The 20,418-nt window shown below is 70.7% G+C and carries 20 protein-coding genes and 1 pseudogene; 16 read left to right on the top strand and 5 right to left on the bottom strand.

The genetic code is table 11. The annotated features are described in order from the left end of the window. Positions 1–100: 100 nt before the first annotated feature. The 11 genes from ACIP6U_RS28235 (at position 101) to ACIP6U_RS28285 (ending at position 9,612) form a co-directional block, all read left to right on the top strand. Entirely contained in the window at positions 101–388 is a 288-nt protein-coding gene (locus ACIP6U_RS28235) for an ArsR family transcriptional regulator (protein ID WP_401723268.1), read from the top strand. 69 nt (positions 389–457) lie between these two features. Next, entirely contained in the window at positions 458–1,420 is a 963-nt protein-coding gene (locus ACIP6U_RS28240; RefSeq protein WP_401723270.1) for an SMP-30/gluconolactonase/LRE family protein, read from the top strand. Between the two features lie 169 nt (positions 1,421–1,589). After that, the gene (crcB, locus tag ACIP6U_RS28245; protein WP_401723273.1) at positions 1,590–2,051 is read left to right on the top strand and encodes a fluoride efflux transporter CrcB; all 462 of its coding nucleotides are present in this window, start codon (positions 1,590–1,592) and stop codon (positions 2,049–2,051) included. Then, positions 2,048–2,428, top strand: coding sequence for a DUF190 domain-containing protein (locus ACIP6U_RS28250; RefSeq protein ID WP_401723275.1), 381 nt, complete (start codon positions 2,048–2,050; stop codon positions 2,426–2,428). Before crcB (ACIP6U_RS28245) ends, ACIP6U_RS28250 begins: the two co-directional genes overlap by 4 nt. Next, a complete protein-coding gene (gene crcB / locus ACIP6U_RS28255; RefSeq protein ID WP_401723278.1) occupies positions 2,425–2,799 on the top strand; it encodes a fluoride efflux transporter CrcB in 375 nt (124 codons plus the stop codon). Before ACIP6U_RS28250 ends, crcB (ACIP6U_RS28255) begins: the two co-directional genes overlap by 4 nt. Positions 2,800–2,870: 71 nt before the next feature. Continuing rightward, positions 2,871–3,707 (top strand): undecaprenyl-diphosphate phosphatase, encoded by an 837-nt coding sequence (locus ACIP6U_RS28260; RefSeq protein ID WP_401723280.1) that lies wholly within the window; start codon positions 2,871–2,873, stop codon positions 3,705–3,707. Between the two features lie 227 nt (positions 3,708–3,934). Then, on the top strand, positions 3,935–4,612 hold the full coding sequence (locus ACIP6U_RS28265) for a FadR/GntR family transcriptional regulator (protein ID WP_401723874.1): 678 nt from the start codon (positions 3,935–3,937) through the stop codon (positions 4,610–4,612). A gap of 11 nt (positions 4,613–4,623) precedes the next feature. Next, on the top strand, positions 4,624–6,066 hold the full coding sequence (locus tag ACIP6U_RS28270; RefSeq protein WP_401723875.1) for an amino acid permease: 1,443 nt from the start codon (positions 4,624–4,626) through the stop codon (positions 6,064–6,066). 32 nt (positions 6,067–6,098) lie between these two features. Continuing rightward, positions 6,099–7,118: an asparaginase gene (locus ACIP6U_RS28275; protein ID WP_401723283.1), complete on the top strand. Its 1,020-nt coding sequence runs from the start codon at positions 6,099–6,101 to the stop codon at positions 7,116–7,118. A gap of 109 nt (positions 7,119–7,227) precedes the next feature. Then, entirely contained in the window at positions 7,228–8,643 is a 1,416-nt protein-coding gene (gene aspA / locus ACIP6U_RS28280) for an aspartate ammonia-lyase (RefSeq protein ID WP_401723286.1), read from the top strand. 36 nt (positions 8,644–8,679) lie between these two features. Further along, entirely contained in the window at positions 8,680–9,612 is a 933-nt protein-coding gene (locus ACIP6U_RS28285; protein ID WP_401723287.1) for a glutaminase, read from the top strand. A gap of 34 nt (positions 9,613–9,646) precedes the next feature. On the opposite strand, the gene ACIP6U_RS28290 is transcribed toward ACIP6U_RS28285, so the two are convergent. Further along, complete coding sequence (locus ACIP6U_RS28290) at positions 9,647–10,423, bottom strand: alpha/beta fold hydrolase (protein WP_401723289.1); 777 nt, start codon at positions 10,421–10,423, stop codon at positions 9,647–9,649. Between the two features lie 170 nt (positions 10,424–10,593). Between ACIP6U_RS28290 and mptB the strand changes: the two genes are divergently transcribed. Both mptB and ACIP6U_RS28300 read left to right on the top strand, forming a co-directional pair. Then, positions 10,594–11,988 carry a polyprenol phosphomannose-dependent alpha 1,6 mannosyltransferase MptB gene (gene mptB, locus ACIP6U_RS28295; RefSeq protein WP_401723292.1) on the top strand — a complete coding sequence of 465 codons (1,395 nt, stop codon included), beginning with the start codon at positions 10,594–10,596 and terminating at the stop codon, positions 11,986–11,988. Continuing rightward, positions 11,985–13,367, top strand: a complete 1,383-nt coding sequence (locus ACIP6U_RS28300) for a glycosyltransferase 87 family protein (protein WP_401723294.1) — start codon at positions 11,985–11,987, stop codon at positions 13,365–13,367. Before mptB ends, ACIP6U_RS28300 begins: the two co-directional genes overlap by 4 nt. Before the next feature lie 83 nt (positions 13,368–13,450). Here ACIP6U_RS28300 and ACIP6U_RS28305 read toward each other — a convergent pair. The 3 genes and pseudogenes from ACIP6U_RS28305 to ACIP6U_RS28315 form a co-directional block, all read right to left on the bottom strand. Beyond that, positions 13,451–14,281: pseudogene (locus ACIP6U_RS28305) on the bottom strand (D-alanyl-D-alanine carboxypeptidase family protein); the annotation flags it as partial. 125 nt (positions 14,282–14,406) lie between these two features. Then, positions 14,407–15,546, bottom strand: a complete 1,140-nt coding sequence (rho, locus tag ACIP6U_RS28310) for a transcription termination factor Rho (protein WP_401723296.1) — start codon at positions 15,544–15,546, stop codon at positions 14,407–14,409. 277 nt (positions 15,547–15,823) lie between these two features. Continuing rightward, entirely contained in the window at positions 15,824–16,651 is an 828-nt protein-coding gene (locus tag ACIP6U_RS28315) for a class I SAM-dependent methyltransferase (RefSeq protein WP_401723298.1), read from the bottom strand. Positions 16,652–16,809: 158 nt separating this feature from the next. Here ACIP6U_RS28315 and ACIP6U_RS28320 point away from each other — a divergent pair, with 158 nt between their 5' ends. From ACIP6U_RS28320 to ACIP6U_RS28330, 3 genes are read left to right on the top strand one after another with little or no spacing between them, the layout of a single operon-like run. Next, positions 16,810–17,580, top strand: coding sequence for an SDR family NAD(P)-dependent oxidoreductase (locus ACIP6U_RS28320; protein WP_401723300.1), 771 nt, complete (start codon positions 16,810–16,812; stop codon positions 17,578–17,580). A 6-nt stretch (positions 17,581–17,586) separates the two neighbouring features. Beyond that, positions 17,587–18,018, top strand: a complete 432-nt coding sequence (locus ACIP6U_RS28325; protein WP_401723301.1) for a VOC family protein — start codon at positions 17,587–17,589, stop codon at positions 18,016–18,018. A gap of 10 nt (positions 18,019–18,028) precedes the next feature. Next, positions 18,029–19,561 carry an MFS transporter gene (locus ACIP6U_RS28330; protein ID WP_401723304.1) on the top strand — a complete coding sequence of 511 codons (1,533 nt, stop codon included), beginning with the start codon at positions 18,029–18,031 and terminating at the stop codon, positions 19,559–19,561. A 72-nt stretch (positions 19,562–19,633) separates the two neighbouring features. Here the strand turns inward: ACIP6U_RS28330 and ACIP6U_RS28335 are convergent, their stop codons facing one another. After that, positions 19,634–20,401, bottom strand: coding sequence for an NPP1 family protein (locus ACIP6U_RS28335; protein ID WP_401723307.1), 768 nt, complete (start codon positions 20,399–20,401; stop codon positions 19,634–19,636). Between the last annotated feature and the right edge of the window lie 17 nt (positions 20,402–20,418).

Here is a 20,418-nt window from a genome sequence, read left to right on the forward strand (position 1 = left end):
GTCCCGGACAAGGCTCGCCGAGTCCCGGACACGGCGGCCCCGACTGCGGGAGAGTGGGAAGACGCGCGGTATGCGGCGGTCCGTCCGGGAGGAGGACGAGATGTTGAGGACTCCGGTCAGTGAGCAGCGTCTGGGCATCCTGGAGTGGCTGAAGGACCCGGTCGCCAACTTCCCGCCGCAGCCGCACGGCGACCGCGCCGAGGACGGCGTGACCGCACAGGCCGTCGCCGCGAAGCTCGGCGTGCCCCGCAAGGTCGCCGACACCCACCTCGGCCTGCTCGCGGCCCTCGGCCTGGTGCGCACCCGCAGAATCCGCCGGCGCACCTACTACCGGCGCGACGAGATGCGGATCGCCGAGGTCGCGCGCATGTTTGAGAAAGGCTGGTAGCCGCGAACGGACGCGAAGGCGGAGGCCGTTCGCGAGCCAGCCGGCGAACTCTCCGAAGGGCAGACGCACATGGACCGTCCCACGCCACTCGTCCCGCTCCGCTACGTCGACATCGGCGGCCGGGGCCCCGAGGACGTGGTCGCCGACTCCCGCGGCCGTGTCATCACGGGCGTCGAGGACGGCCGTATTCTGCGCGTCGACGGCCTGGCCGACTCCGCCGACGCCCGCGTCGAGGTCCTCGCGGAGACCGGCGGCAGACCGCTCGGCCTCGAACTCCTGCCGGACGGCGCGCTGTTGGTGTGCGACGCCGAACTCGGTCTGCTGCGTGTCGACCTGACGGACGGGGTCGTGCGGATCCTCGCCGACTCGGTGCTGGGGGAGCCGCTGCGGTTCTGCAGCAACGTTGTCGCGCTGTCCGACGGGAGCGTCTGCTTCACCGTCTCCAGCCGGCGCTACCCCCTCGACCAGTGGATCGGCGACCTCGTCGAACACACCGGAACCGGCCGCCTGTTGCGCCTGGCGCCGGGCACCGAGACACCCGAAGTGCTGCTGGAGGGGCTGCAGTTCGCCAACGGCCTCGCACTGAGCGCCGACGAGTCCTTCCTGGTCGTCGCCGAGACCGGCGACTGCCGGCTGACCCGCTACTGGCTCACCGGCGCGAAGGCGGGACACGCCGAACCGTTCGTCGAGAACCTCCCGGGCATGCCCGACAACCTCTGGCGCGGCGGACCGGACGGCCCGATCTGGGTGTCCCTGGCCGGCCCCCGCATCCCGCCCCTCGACCTCCTGCACCGCGCGGCCCCCGCCGTCCGTTCCCGCGCCGCCCGCATCGCCGTCCGCGCCCCGTTCCGCCCCACCGGCACGATCGGCGCCCTCGCGGTCGACGACACCGGCGCCACCGTCCACCACCTGGCCCGCCGCCACTCCGGCTTCCGCATGGTGACCAGCGTGTGCGAGGCCGCCGGGTTCCTGGTCCTGGGCAGCCTCTGGGAGCGCGGTGTCGCGGTGTGCGAGCCGCCGGTCCCGAAGTGACCCCGGTCCCGCCCGGGCGTTAACCTGATGCCCGGTCGCGGGCACGTCCCGCGGCGCGGCGGTGGGGCCCGCCGTACCCGAACCGCGGCAGCGCTGCCGCCAACGGTCCCTACTTGCGAACGAGCGGTGCCCGCAGGCCCGGGCCCAGGCGAGTAGGAGACGTACGACCGTGACAGCCCCCGAAGCCGAGAGCCTCCGCACCCGCCCCGAGACCCGTCGCCGGGCCGACTGGCGGGGCCAGACCCCGATCGTCGCGATGGTCGCCCTCGGCGGCGCGATCGGTGCCACGGCCCGCTACGCACTGGCCCTGTGGTGGCCCGCCCAGCCCGGCGGCTTCCCCTGGGCGACCTTCTGGACGAACGTCGTCGGCTGCGCCGTCATAGGCGTGTTCATGGTGCTCGTCACCGAGGTCTGGACCACCCGTCGCCTGCTCCGCCCGTTCTTCGGGACCGGCGTGCTCGGCGGCTTCACCACCTTCTCGACGTACACCGTCGACATCCAGAAACTCGTCGACGCCGGCCACCCCCGCACGGGTCTGGCCTACCTCGCCGCGACCCTGCTCGCGGCGCTCACGGCGGTGTGGCTCGCCGCGACGGCGGCCCGCCGCGCCCTGAAGTGGAGGCACCGATGACGAGGCTGACCGGCGGCGCCCTGCGCCTGACCGTCTTCGTCGGAGAGAACGACACCTGGCACCGCAAGCCCCTCTACTCGGAGATCGTGCACCGCGCGCACGCGGCCGGCCTCGCCGGTGCCAGCGTCTTTCGCGGTGTCGAGGGCTTCGGCGCCTCGTCCCGGATCCACACCTCGCGGCTGCTGTCCCTGAGCGAGGACCTGCCCGTCGCGATCATCGTGGTCGATACCGAGGAGCGGGTACGGGCCTTCCTGCCGCAGCTCGACGAACTCGTCGACGAAGGGCTCGTCATCCTCGACGACTGCGAGGTCATCAGGTACGTCGGCCGCGACCGCGGGCCCGGCGAATCGGACACGAAGGGTAAGAAGTCGTTGTGAACTGGCTGCTCGTCGTGCTCGGAGCCGTGGTCGGCGCGCCCCTGCGCTATCTCACCGACCGCGCGGTGCAGACCCGGCACGACTCGGTCTTCCCCTGGGGCACCTTCGCGGTGAACGTGTGCGGCTGCCTGGTCCTCGGCACGCTCACCGGCGCGGCGACCGCCGGGGCAGCGGGCGCCCACCTCCAACTGCTCCTCGGCACCGGGCTGTGCGGGGCCCTGACGACGTACTCGACCTTCTCCTACGAGACCCTGAGGCTCACCGAGACCGGTGCGGGGCTCTACGCTGCCGCCAACGTCGTGGGCAGTGTGATGGCAGGCCTCGGCGCGGCATTTGTCGGGGTTTCGGTCGCTCAGGCCCTCTGGGGTTAGGTCACCGGCCTCACTCGGGCGTAGTAAGACTGTCTACAGCACTGTCGACCAACACCTCAGAACTGGATTCCATGAGCGTCATCAATGTCGGTCAGGCCGTCGTCCTCGGAGTGGTCGAGGGGGTGACCGAGTTCCTCCCCGTCTCCTCGACCGGGCATCTGAAGATCACCGAGGGGCTGATGAACATCCCCGTGGACGACGACGCCGTCGTCGGGTTCTCGGCCGTCATCCAGGTCGGCGCGATCGCCGCCGTGCTCGTGTACTTCTTCAAGGACATCGTGCGGATCGTCTCCGCGTGGGGCCGTGGACTGGTCAACAAGGAGGAGCGGTACCACCACGACTACAAGTTCGCGTGGTGGGTCATCGCCGCGACCATCCCGATCGTGATCGTGGGTCTCGCCGCGAAGCCGCTGATCGAGGGGCCGCTCGCCTCCCTGTGGGTGGTCGCGGGCTCGCTGATCGTCGGCAGTGGCGTGATGTGGGCGGCGGACCAGATGGGCCGGCACAAGCGCGGTGAGGACGACGTCACGTTCAAGGACGCGATGCTGGTGGGCGGTTCGCAGATCCTCGCCCTGCTCTTCCCCGGCTTCTCCCGCTCCGGCGCCACCATGTCCACGGCCCTGATCCTCGACCTGGACCGCGTCGCCGCCACCCGGCTCTCCTTCTTCCTCGGCATCCCCGCCCTGACCGGCGCCGGCATCTACGAGCTCAAGGACGCCCTGGGCGCGGGAGTGGGCGCCGCGCCGCTGATCGTCGGCACGGTCGTCTCCTTCGTCGTCGCCTACGGGTCCATCGCCTGGCTGCTCAAGTTCGTCGCCAAGCACTCCTTCAACGCCTTCGTGATCTACCGGATCATCGTCGGCGTCCTGCTGCTGGGGCTGCTGAGCGCGGGCGCGATCAACAGTTGATCCGGGAGGGTTGACCCTCAACAGTTGACCGGCCGCAGTTGAGCGGTCGTTCGGTCGCCACCGGGCGTGACGCAGCTTCAAGGCGTCACGCCCAGTGCATGTCACGTCCCGCACATGTCACGTCCCGCTTCCCTTGACAGCTCGCCCCCGTCACCCGCAGGATCACACCCGTGAACCTGTCAGACAGCCAGACAGCCAGTCAGGGCGGCCCCCGGCGCATCAGCGCCATGGAGGCGGTGCTCGGACACCTGCGCGCGGCCATCGAGCGCGGCGAGTACGGGGTGGGGGACAAGCTGCCCTCCGAGGCGGAACTGTGCCGCACCCTGGAGGTCAGCAGGCCCGTGCTGCGCGAGGCCCTGCGGGCCCTGCAGACGATGGGCCTGACCGTCTCCAAGACGGGCAAGGGCACCTTCGTCGTCGCCAGCACGGTCGAGGACCCCACCTTCGGCGACTACGCGGCCAGCGATCTGCTGGAGGTGCGCCGGCACGTCGAGATCCCGGTCGCGGGCTACGCGGCCAGGCGCCGCACGCACGAGGACCTCGACCACCTCGCGCACCTGCTGGAGCGGATGGAGCGGGAGACCGACACCACCTCGTGGGTCGCCCTCGACACGCTCTTCCACCTCGCCGTCGCCCAGGCCGCCCAGAACCCGGTCTTCCGCCGGGTGATCGAGGAGATCCGGGACGCGCTGGCCCGTCAGTCGGCCTTCCTGAACGAGCTGGGCGGGCGCCGCGAGCAGTCCAACCGCGAGCACCGGGCCATCGTCGAGGCGCTGGTCGACGGTTCCGAACTCGACGCCGTGGAGGCCATGGCCCACCACCTGGACCGCGTCGAGACGACCCTCACCGACATCGTGCGCGCCACGCGCGCGGACACCCCCACGGAAGGCGGACCCGAGGCGTGAGCGAGCAGTCCTTGAGCGAGCAGTCCCTGCACGACGGCACGCAGAAACGTTCCGGCCATGTCGACGCCGGAGACGAGGGCTACAGCAAGACCCTCAAGTCACGGCACATCAACATGATCGCCATCGGCGGCGCGATCGGCACCGGCCTCTTCCTCGGCGCCGGCGGCCGCCTCGCCGACGCGGGCCCCTCCCTGTTCGTCGCCTACGCGGTGTGCGGCCTCTTCGCCTTCCTGGTCGTACGCGCACTGGGCGAACTCGTCCTGTACCGCCCGTCGTCCGGCGCCTTCGTGTCGTACGCCCGGGAGTTCCTCGGCGAGAAGGGCGCCTACGTCGCCGGCTGGATGTACTTCCTGAACTGGGCCACCACCGGCATCGCCGACATCACCGCGGTCGCCGTCTACACCCACTACTGGGGCATGTTCTCCGACATCCCGCAGTGGGTGATCGCACTGATCGCGCTCGCCGTCGTCCTTACCGTGAACCTCGTCTCGGTGCGGATGTTCGGCGAGATGGAGTTCTGGTTCGCCATCGTCAAGGTGGGCGCGCTCGTGGCGTTCATGTTGATCGGCATCTTCCTGCTGGTCACCCAGCACCAGGTCGACGGCCACAGCCCGGGCCCGTCGCTGATCACCGACAACGGCGGTGTCTTCCCGTCCGGCGTCCTGCCGATGCTCCTGGTCATCCAGGGCGTCGTCTTCGCCTACGCCTCCGTGGAACTGGTCGGCGTCGCCGCGGGCGAGACCGAGAACCCCGAGGAGATCATGCCGAAGGCGATCAACTCGATCATGTGGCGCGTCGGCCTCTTCTACGTCGGCTCGGTCGTCCTGCTCTCGATGCTGCTGCCGTGGAACAAGTACAGCGCCGGCCAGAGCCCCTTCGTGACCGTGCTCTCCAACATCGGCGTCCCGGCGGCCGGCGGCGTGATGAACCTCGTCGTCCTCACCGCGGCTATGTCCTCGCTCAACTCCGGCCTGTACTCCACCGGTCGCATCCTGCGCTCCATGGCGGTCAACGGCTCCGCGCCCAAGTTCACCGCCCGGATGAGCCGAACCCAGGTCCCGTACGGCGGAATCCTGCTGACCAGCGGTATGTGCGTCCTCGGTGTGGCCCTCAACTTCGTGGTCCCCGCCGACGCGTTCGAGATCGTGCTCAACTTCGCGGCGATCGGCATCCTCTCCACCTGGGGCATGATCATGCTCTGTCACCTGCTCTTCTGGCAGAAGACCGAGAAGGGCGAACTGACCCGCCCCGACTACCGACTCCCGGGCTCCCCCTGGACCGAACTCGTGACGCTGGCCTTCCTCGCCTCCGTCCTGGTCCTCATGTACGCCGACGGAGGCGTGGGCCGCACCACCGTGCTGTGCCTGCCGCTGATCGCTGCCGCGCTGGTCGCCGGATGGTTCGCCGTCCGCCGTCGCCTCGCGCGCATGTCCACCACCGCACCCGACGCGTGAGACCCACGCCGTCCGAACCCCGACAGGCAGTCATGTACAGCAGTTCCCTCGCGGACCCACCCCTTCTCCGTGAACCCCTCCACGCACCCGTCGCCCACCTCATACGCGGCGGGATCGTGGAGGGCATCCACTACGGCTCCGTCGTCGTCCTCGACACCGACGGCAAGGTCCAGTTCCAGCTCGGCGACATCGAGGCCGCCTGCTATCCGCGTTCGGCGCTCAAGCCCGTCCAGGCGGTCGCCCTGGTCCGGGCCGGGCTGCCGCTCGACGGCGACCTCCTCGCGCTCACCGCGGCGAGCCACTCCGGCGAGGAACGGCATCTCGACGGTGCCCGGCGGATCCTCGAACTCGCCGGGCTCACCGAGGATCACCTGCGCAACGTGCCGGATCTGCCCTACGACCCCGCGGTCCGGGACGCCTGGATCCGTGAGGGTCGGCCGGCCTCCCGGCTCGCCCAGAACTGCTCCGGCAAGCACGCGGCCATGCTCTACACCTGCCGGCTCAATGGCTGGTCCCTGGACGACTATCTCGATCCCGGGCATCCGCTTCAGCAGGCGATCGCCGAGATCGTCGAGGACCTCACCGGGCAGCGGATCGCTCGGGTGACCGTTGACGGGTGCGGTGCGCCGCTCTTCTCCGTCTCGCTGCACGGGCTCGCCCGTGCGGTCGCCCGGATCACCACGGCGGTGCCGGGTACGCCCGAGGCGCGGGTCGCGGATGCGATGCGCTCGCACGCCGAGATGGTGTCCGGGGAGGGGCGGGACGTGGCTCGGTTGATGCGGGCCGTGCCGGGGCTTGTCGCCAAGGACGGGTTCGAGGGCGTTCAGGTTGCCGCGCTTCCGGATGGGCGGGCCGTTGCGGTGAAGATCGCGGACGGGGCGAATCGGGCACGGGTTCCTGTCGCGGCGGCGGCACTTTCCCTGGCCGGGGTTGATCCGGCGCTGCTCACCGAGTTCGCGGGGGAGCCGTTGCTCGGGGGCGGGGAGCCGGTGGGGTGCGTGCGGGTCGTGCGTTCCATGGACCCGGTGTCGCCGTTGTCCGCGTGTGCCTAGATCGGTTCTGGGGATCTGCGGGTTCGTTGTGGCTGGTCGCGCAGTTCCCCGCGCCCCTGAAGACAGGGGCGCTCACACTCACCTCGTCAGAAGGAGGGCCCGCACGCCCATGAACGTCGTCACCCGTCGCGAACACGATCTGCTCGGGGATCGGGACGTTCCCCTCGATGCGTACTGGGGGGTTCATACCCTGCGTGCGACGGAGAATTTCCCTATCACCGGCACGCCCATCTCCGCCTACCCCCATCTCATCGACGCCCTCGCCGCCGTCAAGGAAGCCGCCGCTCTCGCCAATGAGGAGCTCGGGCTGTTGGCGCCCGCGAAGGCCGCCGCCATCGTCGCCGCCTGTCGGGAGATCCGGGACGGGAAGCTGCATGAGCAGTTCGTCGTGGACGTCGTGCAGGGTGGGGCCGGGACCTCGACCAACATGAACGCCAATGAGGTGGTCGCGAACCGGGCGTTGGAGTTGTTGGGTCATGCCAAGGGCGAGTATCGGCACCTGCACCCCAACGAGGACGTCAACCTCGGTCAGTCGACCAATGACGTGTATCCGACCGCGGTCAAGATAGCCACGGTCTTCGCGGTGCATGGACTGCTCCAGTCCATGTCTGTACTGCAGGACTCCTTCGCCCGTAAGGCCGTCGAGTTCCGTGACGTGCTCAAGATGGGCCGTACACAGTTGCAGGACGCGGTGCCCATGACGCTCGGTCAAGAGTTCTCGGCGTATGCCGTCATGATTGACGAGGATCGTCAACGTCTTGACGAGGCCGTCCAGTTGATCCATGAGATCAACCTGGGTGCCACGGCCATCGGGACCGGGCTCAACGCTCCCGCCGGATACGCGGAGTCCGCGCGTCGGCATCTCGCCGAGATCACCGGGCTGCCGCTCGTCACCGCGGCCAACCTCGTCGAAGCCACGCAGGACTGCGGTGCGTTCGTGCAGATGTCGGGCGTGCTGAAGCGGGTCGCCGTCAAGCTTTCGAAGAGCTGCAACGACCTGCGGTTGCTGTCGTCCGGGCCGCGTGCCGGGCTCGGGGAGATCAACCTGCCGCCGGTGCAGGCCGGTTCGAGCATCATGCCCGGCAAGGTGAACCCGGTGATCCCCGAGGTCGTCAACCAGGTCGCCTTCGAGGTGATCGGCAACGACGTCACCATCACCATGGCCGCCGAGGCCGGACAGCTCCAGCTCAACGCCTTCGAACCGATCATCCTGCACTCGCTGTCGGAGAGCATCACGCATCTGCGGGCCGCCTGCCTGACGCTGGCCGAGCGGTGCGTCGACGGGATCACGGCGAACACCGAGGCGCTGCGGGCGAGCGTGGAGAACTCGATCGGGCTGGTGACCGCTCTCAACCCGCACATCGGGTACACGGCCGCCACCGACATCGCCAAGGAGGCCCTCGCCACCGGCCGGGGAGTCGCCGAACTGGTCCTGGAGAAGGGGCTGTTGCCCGCCGAGACCCTCGCCGATCTGCTGCGGCCCGAGGTCGTCGCGGGCAGCGGCAGCGGTTCCTCTCAGGCCTGACCTGCGGATGCGCGCCCCGACCGGTACGGAGGCACAATGGTGATCATGACGTCGTCGCTGACCTTCGCGCCGGTCCTGGAGCGCATCGCCGAGGAGATGGAGCGGACGCCCGGCCGCGGCCGGCCCGCCGACTACATCCCGGCGCTCGCGGCCTGCGACCCGCGCCGCTTCGGCATGGCGGTCGCGGAGCTGGACGGCACGGTCTACGGCGTGGGGGACTGGCGCGAGCCGTTCTCCACGCAGTCCATCACCAAGGTCTTCACCCTCGCCCTCGACCTGGCCCGGGAGGGCGACGAAGTCTGGGAGCACGTGGGCCGCGAGCCCTCCGGCAACCCCTTCAACTCCCTGATCCAGCTGGAGTACGAGAACGGCATTCCGCGCAACCCGTTCATCAACGCGGGCGCGCTCGTCGTCACCGACCGCCTCCAGACCCGTACCGGCGACGCGTCGGGTGAACTGCTGACCTTCCTGCGCACCGAGAGCGGCAACCCGGACCTCGACTTCGACCTGGAGGTCGCCGCCTCCGAGTCCGCGAACGGGGACCGCAACGCCGCGCTCGCCCACTTCATGGCGTCGTACGGCAACATCGACAACCCCGTGCCGGTCCTGCTGGAGGAGTACTTCCGGCAGTGCTCGGTGCGGGCCTCGTGCGCCGACCTCGCCCTCGCCGCCGGCTTCCTGGCCCGGCACGGCAGCCGCGCCGACGGCACCCGGCTGCTCACCCTCACCCAGGCCAAGCAGGTCAACGCGGTGATGCTGACCTGCGGGACGTACGACGCGGCGGGCGAGTTCGCCTACCGCGTCGGACTGCCCGGCAAGAGCGGTGTCGGCGGCGGCATCATCGCCATCGTGCCGGGGCGGTGCACGTTGTGCGTGTGGAGTCCGGGGCTCGACGAGCGCGGAAACTCGGTGGCGGGCGTGGCGGCCCTGGACCGCTTCACGACGCTGACCGGGGTTTCCGTGTTCTGACCGTTCGGAGCGGCAGGCGAGGGCCGCCTTCGTGCTACTCGACGTCCCCGTCGAGGAACGCGTCCAACATCGGCAGCAGCAGGGGCGCTTGGCGCATCAGGCTCATGTGCGTGGTGGACGGGAGGACGGCCAGATCCGCCCGGGGGATCAGGCGTTGCATCTCCGCCGCGTGCTCGACCCGGACGAAATCGGTGTCCCCGATGACGAGGAGCGTCGGCGCTGTCACCGTGCGCAGGTCGTCGGCGGTCCAGGGCAGCGGGGCATGTGCCGCGATCGAGGTCTTGGCGAGGAAGTCCTGGAAGTGCTCGGGGTGCGGCGCGACAGCGGCGTACGCGTCGGCCATCTCCTGGAAGTCCGCCTCGCTGGGCAGCCGCGGCGAGCTGTAGTCGGGGGTGCGGACGTCCTCGTAGTAGCCGTCCTGGGCGAAGTGGGTGGCGGCCAGGACGAGCCGGCCGACGCGCTCGGGGTGGTCGACGGCGAGTTGCAGCGCGGTCAGGCCGCCGAGGCTGAAGCCCACGAAGTCGGCCTGGGCGATGCCGAGTTCGTCGAGGAGTGCCACGACGTCGGAGGCCAGGCTCGGCAGCGTGATCGGCCGGTCCGTGTCCGCCGTGTGGCCGTGTCCCTGGAGCTCGGGGGCCACGATCCGGCGCCCCTCGGCGAGCGTGGGCAGCAGGGCGCCGAAGGACAGGTCGACGGTGAGGATGCCGCCGTGCAGCAGCACCAGCGGGCGGCGCGTGCCGTCGTCGTCGCCATGGGTCTCGTAGTACATCTCCAGGCCGTTGACCTTGGCGTATGCGGAGCTGCTGGGCATTGTCGTCACGTCCGTTCTGCGAGTGTCGGATACCAGTGAGACCGGTCGGGCCCACGGAACTCATCGGTTCCGGAGCCGGATCACACGCCGGACACACACAGGCCCCCGCCAGGAGAGCGGCGTGTCGCCTTCCGGCCATGCGGCATTGACACGCTTTCCGAGTGTTGGCCATGGCTTTCCCCGTCGATCTCCGTCGCTGCCAGGTCCTCGGCCTGGCCGGAACCGCCTTCCTCGCGCTGGGAGGCGAGACGGCCGGTGCCCTGCCGGTCCAGGAACTGCTGACCCCCGCCAATGTCCGTGTCGCGATCGGCCTGGTGGGCGTCTATTTCGGCGTCGTCCTGCTGATAGCCGCCTGGGTGCTGCTCGGTCGGCTGGTCCGCAGTGCCGAACCGCCGTCCCCGCGCGCCCTGTTGCTCGTCCTGGCGGTCTGGGCGGCCCCGCTGCTGCTCGCGCCGCCGCTGTTCAGCCGTGACGTGTACAGCTACCTCGCCCAGGGCGCCATGGTCGACGCCCACATGGACGTGTACGCGCACGGACCCGCCCAGCTCGGCGGCCCGCTCGCCGACGAGGTCGCCCCGCTGTGGCAGCAGACCGGCGCCCCCTACGGCCCGGTCTTCCTCGGCCTCGCCTCCGTGCTGTCCGGGCTGACCCGCGGCGAGATCCCCGCGGGCCTCTTCGGGATGCGGCTCGTGGCCCTGCTCGGCGTGGCCCTGATGGCCGCCGCGCTGCCTCGCCTCGCCCGGCACAGCGGCGCCGACCCGTCCGCCGCCCTGTGGCTCGGCTGCCTCAACCCGCTCGTGCTGCTGCACCTGATCGCGGGCGCCCACAACGACGCCATCATGCTCGGCCTCCTCGGCGTCGGCCTGGTCGCCGCGCTAGGCCGCTGGCCCGTGCTGGGCGCCGTGTTCGTGACACTCGCCGCGCTGGTGAAGGCGCCCGCCGCGCTCGGTCTCGCCGCGGTCGTCCTGCTCCAGATACGGGCCGGACACAGCCCTGCGAAGGCCACCCTGACGACGGTCCTGGCCGCCGCGGCCACCACGGTCGCCATGACGGCCGCGGCGGGCACCGGATACGGCTGGATAGGCGCCCTCGACACACCGGTCTCCTCGCACAACTGGGCCCTCACCAGCCTCCTGGGCCGCGCCACCCGCGCCCTCCTGGAACACCTCGGGAGCGACCTGGCACCGCTCGCCGTGCCCGCCTGGCACCTGCTCGGCCTCGCGATCACCGGCTTCCTGATCGCGGCCATATGGTGGCGGCTGCGCCCGCGTCCGGTGTACGCGCTCGGCCTCAGCCTCGCCACGGTCGCGGCCTTCGGTCCCGCGATCCGTCCCTGGTACGCGCTCTGGGGCCTGTTCCTGATAGCCGCCGCCGCGCCCACCACCTCCGTACGGCACCGCGTGGCCGCCGTCACCGGAGTGCTCGCGCTCGCCACCCTGCCCAGCGGCAGCGCCGCCGACACCGGGCAGCTGGTCCTCGCCGTCTCCGGCGGAGTGCTGGCGGTCGTCGTCCTGTGGCAGGCCCACCAGGCGGCACAGGCCCCGGCCGTGGGACGTACGGCATGAGACCACCCCGCACCGACCGCGGCCGGGTGCTGCTGGTCCTCGTCCTCGCCGCCGCGGTCGCGGCCTTCACCGCGACCGTCCCGCTGCTGCGCGACTGGTTCGACCTGCGGGTCTACTACGGCGCCGTCAACGGCTGGGTGCACCACGGCGGACGGATCTACGACTACCGGGTGCCCGGCACGGACTACGGCTTCACCTACCCGCCGTTCGCCGCCGTCGGCATGCTCCCCATGGCCCTCGTCGGCCTGCGCACCGCGATCCTGCTCTCGCTGCTGCTCAACCTGGCCGCCCTGGCGCTGGTCGTGCACATCGTGACCGAGGGCGCGTGGCGGCGCTACGGGTGGTACGGCTGTGCCCTGGGCGCCTGTCTGCTGGCGCTGTTCGAGCCGATCCGGGACACCTTCAGCTTCGGGCAGGTCAATCTCCTGCTGCTGGGGCTCGTCCTCTGGGACGCGTGGCTGCTGCGCACCGGGCGGGGCAACCGGGCCGGCGTCGGCATCGGCCTCGCCGCCGCGATCAAGCTGACGCCCGCGCTCTTCATCGGCCTGCTCCTGCTCGCCCGGCGCTGGCGCGCTGCCGCCGTCGCCACGGCGGTCGCGGGCGCGGCCACCGCGCTCGCCGCCTGGGTGGACCCGGGTGCCTCATGGTTCTACTGGACCGTGGCGCTGTGGGACACCAGCCGGGTGGGCCGCCTCGACTACGTCTCCAACCAGTCGCTGCAAGGCATCCTCGCCCGCCTCGGCATCGAGGGCCGTCCGGTCTGGGCGCTGGCGGTCCTGTTGGTCCTCGGCGTCTGGGCGGTGCGCACGCGGCGGGCGGTCGCGGCCGGCGACTGGACGGCCGCGTTCGCGCTCACCGGCCTGGCCGCCTGTCTGGTCAGCCCGATCACCTGGGTGCACCACCTGGTGTGGCTGCTGCCGTCCTTCGCCGTACTCATCCGTACAGGGCACCCGCGGATCGCGGGCGCCCTGTACGCCGTGCTGTGCACCAGTGTGGTGTGGCTGTGGTTCCACGACGCGTCCGGCATCGACGGATTCCTCGGCAGCAACACCTACACCTGGATCACCCTCGGCCTGCTCCTGTGGCTGCCGGCCGGTCAGCTCCGCCCCGACCGCACGCCCTTGACCCGGCCGCCCCTGATCTGGCCGCCCTTGGCGCGCAGTACGAGCGCCACCGCGACCGCGCCCAGGGCGGCGGCTCCGGAGACGGCCCAGGTCTCGGCCCAGCCGGGCCCGTCGTCCGGCGCGACCGCGGCCGCCACCGGCTGGGCCTCGGGCCCCGGCCTCGGCCGGACGCGCAGCGCGTCCAGTGAACCCACCGGATCCACCCGCCCGGCCGCGGCGAACCCCCAGTCGAGCAGTTCGCGGGCCTCTTCGTAGACCGCGAAACCACCGCCCGACTGGGGGTTCATCACCGTGGCGACCAGCGTGCGCCCGCCGTGCCGGGCCGCCGCGACGAGGGTGTTGCCCGCGTTGCTGGTGTAGCCGTTCTTGACGCCGATCAGCCCCGGATACGCCTCCACGCCGTCGGCGCCGGTCAGCAGCCGGTTGGTGTTCCGGATCCCGTACGACCAGCCGCCCCCGCCCGGGAACCGCGCCTCGGCCGTGCCGCAGTACCGCGCGAAGTCCGCGTTGCGCAGCCCCGCCCGCCCGAAGACGGCCAGGTCGTACGCCGACGACACCTGGCCCGGGGTGTCGTAGCCGTCGGGCGAGCGGACGTGGGTGTCCCGGGCGCCGAGGGCACGAGCCTTGGCCTGCATCCGCACGGCCGTCGTACGCCAGCCGCCGTTGAGCGCGGCGAGGACGTGCACGGCGTCGTTCCCGGAGTTGAGGAAGACCCCGCGCCACAGGTCGGCGATCCGGTACGTACGGCCCTCGGCGACGCCGACCAGGCTGCTGCCCGCGCCGATGCCCGCCAGTTCCTCCTCCTTGACCCTGTGCTGGATGCCGCCGGGCAGGGCGGGCAGCACGGTGAGCGCGAAGAGGGTCTTGAGGGTGCTGGCGGGCGGCAGCCTGCGGTGCGCGTCGTGCGCGGCGAGCACCTCGCCGGTGCCGGCGTCGGCCACCAGCCACGAGAGCGCGGAGAGGTCAGGGGGACCGGGGGTGCCACGGTGGGGCCTGGCCTGGATGCCGGGGCGGTAGAGCAGGGAGGGCTGTACGGCCGTCGGGCCGGGGCCACCGGGTGGCGTGGGTGCCGGGCCCGCGGCTGACGCGAGGGGCGCGAACGCCAGGACGCCCGCCACACAGAGCGCGCAGGTCGTGACCCCGGCCCGGGAAGAGAATCCGATAGTCATACCGGCCACCGTAGGAACGGACTCTCCGTCCGCCGTGCTGCCCCGGCCGATGAGCACCTGCGTGCAACCCGGATGCCGCACGTCACGGCCGGCGATGCCGAGCTGGTCCAAGGACAGCCGTTGTGTCAGCCGGTGGGCAGTGTCGGCTGGATGCGACGCAGGAAGGTCGCGTTGTCCGGGGTGTCCCGCAGCCGCTCCAGCAGGGTCTCCAGGCTGCCCTGGCCGTCCCGCGTCTGGAGCGCGCGGCGCAGTCCGTACATGGTGTTCAACTCGGCCGGGGACAGGAGGAGTTCCTCGCGGCGGGTGCCGGACGGGTTGATGTCGACGGCCGGGAAGACGCGCCGGGAAGCGAGCTCGCGGCTCAGCCGCAGCTCCATGTTGCCGGTGCTCTTGAGCTCCTCGAAGAAGTAGTCGTCGGCACGGGAGCCGGTCTCCACCAGCGCGGTGGCGAGGATCGTGAGTGAACCACCCTCCTCGGCCAGCCGGGCGGCGCCGAAGAACCGCTTGGGGCCGAGCAGCGCGGTCGCGTCGACACCGCCGCTGAGGGTACGGCCACCGGAGGCGGCCGCGTTGTTGTGCGCCCGGCACAGCCGGGTCAGGGAGTCGAGCAGGATGACGACGTCCTCGCCGGCCTCGACGAGCCGCTTGGCCCGTTCGATCACCAGCTCGGCGAGCGCGATGTGCTGCTTGGCGGGCCGGTCGAAGGTCGAGGCGTACACCTCGCCGCGCACGGAGCGCCGCATGTCGGTGACTTCCTCGGGGCGTTCGTCGAGCAGCACGACCATCAGCCGGGCCTCGGGGTGGTTGCCGGCGACGGCGGCCGCGATCTGCTGGAGCAGCACGGTCTTGCCGGTCTTGGGCGGGGCCACGATCAGCCCGCGCTGGCCCTTGCCGACGGGGGCGATCAGGTCGGCGACCCGACCGGTGAGGCCGGACGCCGGGTGTTCGAGGCGGAGCCGCTCCTGCGGGTGCAGGGGGGTGAGGTCGCGGAAGCTGCGGCGACCGCGCAGTTCGGTGGGTGTGCGCCCGTCGATCCGTACGACCTCGGTGAGGGCGCGGCGGTCGCGTACGCCTTCGAGGAGGTCGCCCTTGCGCAGGCCGTGACGGCGGATCAGGGCGGGGGAGACCGTGGGGTCGGACGGGGAGGGCTGCAGGCTCTCGGCGCGCAGATACCCCTTCCCGTTGGTGTCGATGTCGAGGACACCGAGGGCGACCTGAGTCGTGGGTTCTTGCTTGACCGGGGGGTGTTCGAGCGTGGTGGTCATGATGGTGTGTCCTTTCGAGGACGGCTGGCATGTGACATGCGAAGGAAGGGGATGCCGCGAGAGGGAAGGCGGACGTGCGCCTTCGGCAGCGAGAGAAACAGCACCTCGGGTACGGCACAGCTGTGCCGGTCACGAAGTGGTGCTGGAAAGCCGGTGCGCCGGCCTGGAAACGGCGGGCGGTTCGGCGAACTGAAGGTGAACTGGCACCGGCGCCCGGAAGGGGGCGTACACAAGTGCTAGGAGGACCGTAGCACACGGTCCTCGGCGGTGTGAGCCGTCAGCGGGTGGCGAGGAGGCCGTACAGGAGCGGAATCCTGGGCTCAGGGAGCCGCCACCAGCCGGAGGCGGTGCGGACCATGTGCGGCCAGCGCGGCCACGGCAGCTCGTCGCTCTCCGTCAGACGCTGGATCTTCAGTCCTGCCTCCGTCAACGCGTTGATGACCTCGCTTATTCCGTGCATCCACTCGTAACTGTCGGTGGCCTCCTCGAGCGCCGGGCCGTCGGTGTACGTGTGCGTGCCGTCGCGGTGCACCGCGCCCGCGCCGCCGAGGTAGTCGTGGCGCAGCAGCAGCTCGGGGCCCTCGCCCGGACCCGGCTTCGGGCCGAGCGAGTTGAGCAGCGGGTGGAACTCGCAGATGTACAACCGCCCGCCCGGGCGCAGGAGTTGGGCCATCACACCCGCCCAGCGTGTCAGGTCCGGCAGGTAGCACAGCGCGCCCTTGCCGGTGTACACGACGTCGAACTGCCGCCCGTCCAGGGCCTCCACGGCGTCATACACGTTCGCCTGCACGTACTCGACGTCCAGCCCGGCCTTCGCCGCGATGTCACGGGCGGCCGCCACCGACGCGGCCGAGAAGTCGAGCCCGGTGGCCCGTGCGCCGCGCTGCGCGAAGGCGATCGTCTCCGTGCCGAGGTGGCACTGGAGATGGAGCACGTCCTGTCCGGCCAGCTCACCGAGATCCGCCCACTCGAAGTCCCCGAACCACCGGGCCGGGTCGAGGTCCTGGTCGAGGCCGTAGAACCGGCTGGCGAGGTGGACGGGGGTGCGGGCGTCCCAGTTCGCCTGGTTGGCCCGCATGAACCGGGCCTGCTCGTCGGTGGTCATGACGACCATCCAACCGCACGTCGTCGGCGCCGCGCCGCATACCAGCCATACGAACCCCCGATGCCCTTTCGCCGACCTATTTCTTGTTCCGGCTCAACCCCCTACCTACGCTGCCACCACCGCACTCCGGCGGGCTTGGACAAGGGACTTGGGCAATCATGGGTCGACTGGCCGGGAAAATCGCTTTCATCAGTGGAACGGGGGCCGGAATAGGCCGGGCCGCGGCCCAGGTATTCGCCGCTGAGGGCGCCACCGTATTCGGCTGCGACATCGACGAGGACAGTGCGGCCGAAACGGTGGAACTCGTCGAGAAGGCCGGCGGAGTCATGCGCTCACTGGAGCCCGTCGACCTGTCCACGCAGGCCGGGGCACGGGAGTGGATGGAGGCCGGCATCGCGGTCTTCGGCGGGCTCGACATCCTCTACAACAACGCCTCCGCGCTGCGGAACGGCCCCTTCGAGACGATGCCGGCCGAGGACTGGTACTTCACCCTCCGCAACGAGCTGGACATTCCCTACTTCTGTACACAGGCGGCCTGGCCGCATCTGATCGCGCGCGGCGGCGGCGCCGTCCTCAACGTCGCCTCCGTGGCCGCCGTCCGCGGCGCCCCGTTCATGCCGATGGTGCCGCACGGCGCCGCCAAGGGCGGGGTGCTGGCGATGAGCAAGCACCTGTGCGCGGCCGGCGCCCCGCACCACATCCGGGTCAACACCATCGCCCCCGGCATGACCCGCACCTCCGCCACCGCGCCCTTCCTCGACGACCCGGACGGGCCGAGGGCCGCCCTGGAGGCACGGATCCCGGTCGGGCGGGTCGGCGAGCCCGAGGACATCGCGCGCGCCGCGGCCTTCCTCTGCTCCGACGAGGCGGCCTTCGTCAACGGCGCCAACCTCATGGTCGACGGCGGCGACAGCGCGATGGCGGGCTGAGCGGCCGTGACCTGCCGACTCGACCATGTGGGCCTCAACGTGCGCGACTTCGCCGCCCAGACCCGCTGGTACCGGGCGGCCTTCGGGCTCGAGCCGGTCTTCGAGTTCCACCTCGAAGGACCCGGCCTCAGCGGCGTCGTGCTGGAGCACCCGCGGGGCTGGCGCGTCGAACTGCTCACCCGCCCCGGGTCCACGCCCGGCCCGCGGGCACCGGACCCCCTGACCGCCGCCCTCACCGAGGGATACGGGCACTTCGCGGTCACCACCCCCGAACTCGACCCGGTCTACGCGGCTTTGGTGGCCCACGGAGCCGGTGAGGTCATGAAACCCGGGCCTTCCCCCGAACCCGGGGTGCGCATGGCCTGGGTCAGTGACCCCGAGGGAAATCTCATCGAACTCATAGAGAAATTCGACCCCGTAGCGAAGAACGCAGAGTGAGGGCACCGCGATGACGGAATCGATCTCCTTGAAAAGACTCGACAAAGGGACGCTCATAGCGTGCTGTCTCGCAGTGGCCGCGGCACAGCTGTGCATTACCGTGCCCTCGCCGATCAACGGAAACATTCAGGCGGCTTTCGGTGCATCGGGCTCTCAGGTCGCGTGGGTCACGTCCGCGTTCATTCTGCCCACCGCGATTCTCGAGCTGAATTTCGGCGTGCTCGGTGACCTGTTCGGCCGTAAACGCCTCCTGGTACTGGGCGGATTCATCCTGGCGCTCGGTGAACTCCTCAACGCCACCTCCCAGAACATCACCATGCTGTGGGTCGGCCAGGCTCTCGCCGGTGTCGGCGCCGCCGCGCTCTTCCCCAGCTCCCTCGCCGTGATCGCGGCCGCCACTCCCGATGAGAAGGATCGCGCGAAGGCGGTCTCGACCTGGGCGTTGAGCATCTCCCTGGCCTCGGCACTCGGCCCACTGTCCTCCGGTGTGCTCGCCACCGTCGCCGACTTCCGCTGGGCGTTCGTCCCACCCGTCGTCCTCGGACTGGCCGTCGGCGTCACCTGCTGGTACCTGGTCACGGACTCCAAGGCGCCCGAGGGCCGCACGCTGGACTGGCCCGGCCAGATCACCATCGCCGTCGGCCTCACCGCCCTGCTGTGGGGCATCATCGAGGGCGGCGACCGCGGTTGGGGCAGCGCGGCGATCGTCGGCTCGCTCACCCTCGCCGCCGTGGCCCTGGCCGGCTTCTTCCTCGCGGAGAAGCGGGCGGCGTCCCCGATGTTCAACCTGGACCTGCTGCGGATCCCGTCGTTCGCCGCCGCGGCCGTCGTCGCCCTGGCCGGCATGTTCGGGTTCATCGGCACCGCGTACTGCGTCTCCATCCGGCTCGGCGCCGTGATGCACCTGAGCCCGCTCAGGGCCGGAATGCCGTTCGTGATCCTGCAGTTGATCCCGCTCCTGCTGGCCCCGGTGCTGAGCAGGATGCTCACCCGGGTCGAGCCGCGCTGGCTGCTGATGGGCGGTCTGCTGCCGATGGCCGCCGGTCAGTTCTGGATCGCCGCGCTGCCCATCACCACCACGTCCCTCGCGGCCTTCATCGGCCCGGTGCTGCTGCTCGGCGTCGGCTTCATCTGCGTCGTCTCCTCGCTCACCTCCGCGGCCGTGAACGCCGTACCCATCAACATGACCGGCATGGCCAGCGGAGCGACCAGCCTGGTGCGGGAGTTCGGGCAGGCGCTCGGCCCGGCGGTCATCAGCACCGTCGCGATGAGCGCCGCCTCCTCGGTCCTGGTGGGCAAGCTCAGCGGCGCGGATGCTGGTATGGAGGCGGCCGCGGGACCGCTCGCCGTGGTGAACGCGGGCAGCGACAGCGCCCGGGCCGCCGCCCAGACCGCGCTCGGCCACGGCATGGCGCTGGGCGTGGTGATCTGCGGCTGTGCCTCCCTGGTCGGCGCGCTGGTCACCTTGCTGCTGGTGCGCAAGAACACCGCGCGGTCGGAGGTGGGCGCGGGGGAGCCCACGGTGCAGGCGGCTTCCGCGTAGGGCGCGTGCGCGCAGGACGGGCATGACAGCGGGGCCGGGGTACCAGACCCCGGCCCCGCTGCCATGGGTGGCTCACGCGTACGGGTCGAAGGGGATCCCCGCCGGCTTCGCGTAGTTGAGGTTGTACTGGAAGTCGCCGTCGTCGATCTTGAGCGTCGCCGAGCCGAAGTCGGCGCTCATGAGCTTGTCGCGGAAGCCGGCCGGGTAGCCGTTCCAGCCGACCAGACGCGGGTAGAACCAGTTGCCCGTGGCGTTCTCCGCCGGCTCGTCGTTGCTGTTGGCGAAGCGGAAGCAGTGCGTCGAGACGCCGTCCTTGTGGTACACGATCTTCGGGTGGGTGCCGTCGAACCGGATCGAGGAGGCGGCGGCCGTCGCGTAGCTGCTGTGCTGCGACGCCGACACGTACTGGACCTGGTTGTTGTTGATCCACACGATGACGTGTTCCCAGTCGTGCGTGTGCCCGATCGCGGCCGGACCGAGGGTGGCCTGGTCCTTCTCGAAGTAGCTGGCGTACATGACGGCGCACCAGTCGTTGTTGCACTTCTCGCGCGAGTACGTGTTGGCGTTGGCCAGTTGGGCGTAGTCGTGGCAGTGCCCGTTGACGTCGCCGCCGAGCTTCAGGCCCGGGTTGAGCGTGCCGTCGGCGCCGATGGCGGCGGTCGCGTAGCAGCCGTCACCGTCGTAGTCGTAGGCCGGCGAGAAGGTCTGCTCCAGGCCGTCGGCGTTCTGGGGGAGCAGGGTCAGGACGCTTGCGTGGGCACTGGCCGGGATCGCCACGACGAGTGTCATGGCGCCGACCGTGCCGAGGAGGACCTTGGCGAGAGATCTCAACTTGTTCATGTTGCTTCCTTGTCGCA

The sequence above is a fragment of the Streptomyces sp. NPDC088794 genome, assembly GCF_044750545.1.
Classification (GTDB): Bacteria; Actinomycetota; Actinomycetes; order Streptomycetales; family Streptomycetaceae; genus Streptomyces.